Raw genomic sequence first — 2,426 nt, forward strand, 5'->3', positions numbered from 1 at the left:
TAAAAAATTAAATATAAGGTTGACAAAACATAATATTATAATATATTTAATATATAAAAGATATAATTTGGAGGTATTCTATGTTATCAAAAAATAGTTTAGAAGGTAAAAACGAATATAATATAGCAGTTGTTGGTGCAACAGGAGCTGTTGGGATGACTTTTTTACGTATTTTAGAAGATCGGTCTTTTCCCGTTAATGAATTGAGATTATTGGCTTCTCATAGGTCTAAAGGAAAATCAGTGAATTTTAATAATAAATCATATGTGGTTGAAGAGTTAACTGAGAATAGTTTTGAGGGAATTGATATTGCATTTTTTTCTGCAGGCGGAAGTATTAGTAAAAAATATGCTAGGTACGCTGTAGAGGCAGGTGCTGTTGTAATAGATAATTCATCGGCATTTAGATTAGATAATGATGTTCCTCTTATTGTTCCTGAGGTTAATGGTGAAATGGTTTATAATCATAAAGGTATAATAGCAAATCCTAATTGTACTACCATAATAATGTTAGTTGCCTTAAAGCCACTTTACGATTATGCCAAAATCAAAAATGTAATTGCTTCTACTTATCAATCTGCATCGGGTGCTGGGGCAATGGCATTAAATGAGTTATTAGAACAAATAAATGCATATTCTAATAATAATACATTGGAGGTTAAATATTTTTCTCATCAGCTATTGTTTAATGTAATACCACAGATTGGGAGCTTCTTGGAAAATGGCTATACTGGAGAAGAGATGAAAATGGTAAATGAAACAAGAAAGATTATGAATGACAGTCATATAAAGGTATCTGCAACATGTGTGAGGGTTCCTGTATTGTCAGCTCACTCTGAATCTATAACTGTTGTTCTAGAAAGAGATGTTACTGTTGATAAGGCTAGAGAATTATTTAGCCAGGCAAAAGGGATTAAATTGGTTGATGATACTAAAAATAATGAATATCCAATGCCTTTATATGCTGCAGGCAAAGATGATTGTTTTGTAGGCAGAATAAGAAAGGATTTAGCATTTGAGAATGCATTAAGTTTTTTTGTGGTGGGCGACCAGTTAAGAAAAGGTGCTGCACTAAATGCAATACAGATCGCTGAATTATTAATAAAACATAAAGCTGCTTTATCAGTATAGAATTATTTATTATTAACTATTTTGAACATTCTTGCAGAAGGAAAGTTATTATAAACCTCTGTTAAATGAGTGCTGTTATAATTGCCGAGTATATATATTTGATTAAAATTTGATCTATAGGTGTTTTCCTCTAAAAGGAAAACACCTATAATGCTTCTATTTTTTATTAAAATCTCGGCAAAAAGTCCATTATCAAAGTAATCAAAGGAATCCTTTATTTCTCCATTTGAAACAAAAGAAACATTTTTTAGAGGTATCTTATTGTTGATTAATCCACTAGTTAGATCAATTGAAAATTTGCCACACTCTAATTGTTTGTTAGTAAAGGATGAACAATTTAATAGTTGATATCCACCTGGTTGAGAACTTCCAGTTTTAATATTAAATGAGCCAATCTGGCTTATAGCATTATATTTTGTTATCATATCACTTGTAAATAATAAATATATGTCATCTTTATTATTATTGTTATTAATATTTTTGAATATTTCCTTAAATGATAGATTGCTATTAAACAATTTATTAATAGTTTCTATTTTATAGCCACTTAATAAATTAATTATATTGTAGAGTGTTCTTTGATCATTATTTGTAAGTGACTTAGCGATAAGGTATGTCTTTAAGGTGTTTTGAGACCCACCGTCATGAAAAGTGGCATAACTTGTTATATCTTCTATAGCATAACCATAATCCCACCAAGTTACAATTTTGGCATCTTTGAAGCCTTTGTTTTTAATATCAATAAAAGATTTTACAATATCTTGTTGTATTGACGGGATAGGGGTGTAATTGTAAAAGCTAGTTTTAGCAATGAGAACTACCGTTAATAATATTGCAAATAAAAGTGATCCTATATATACATAAAATTCATTATATTTCTCAGATATCTTAAATTTTTCAACTATAAAGTGTATAAGTAGTCCATAGCCTATCCCAACAAAGGGGGCAAGAAACATTACAAATCTTATAGAGCTTTTAAAAGAGATAATGCCAAGTAAGAATAGTGGAATTATAGGGATAATTTTTTTGTAAAAGAATAGTGATATTATAATAAATGATAATAGGCCAATAAAATTTATATAGTTATTTGATAAAATAGCTGACATAGTCATATTGATTGGCCTTTTTTGAGCTTCAGTTATAGTAGAGAGAATGTTTGGCATGTTTATTCCGCTGCTGTCTGGTTTGCCGATTATGTAGTTGGTTGTAAAATGTAATAGATTATAAATACCCTCTATAAAAAAGATAGGGTTAGAAAATATAAATAAGATTATTGATGATATAATAAATATTTTA

General features: G+C 28.9%; 2 protein-coding genes. One reads left to right on the forward strand and one right to left on the reverse strand.

Annotated elements, in window-relative coordinates; translation table 11 throughout:
* Positions 1-80 precede the first annotated feature (80 nt).
* Complete coding sequence (locus tag SVN78_10230; protein ID MDY6821984.1) at positions 81-1,130, forward strand: aspartate-semialdehyde dehydrogenase; 1,050 nt, start codon at positions 81-83, stop codon at positions 1,128-1,130.
* A gap of 2 nt (positions 1,131-1,132) precedes the next feature.
* Here the strand turns inward: SVN78_10230 and SVN78_10235 are convergent.
* A partial coding sequence (locus SVN78_10235; protein ID MDY6821985.1) for a hypothetical protein occupies positions 1,133-2,426 on the reverse strand: 1,294 nt, incomplete at its 5' end.

The sequence above is a fragment of the Deferribacterota bacterium genome (genome assembly GCA_034189185.1).
GTDB lineage: Bacteria > Chrysiogenota > Deferribacteres > Deferribacterales > UBA228 > UBA228.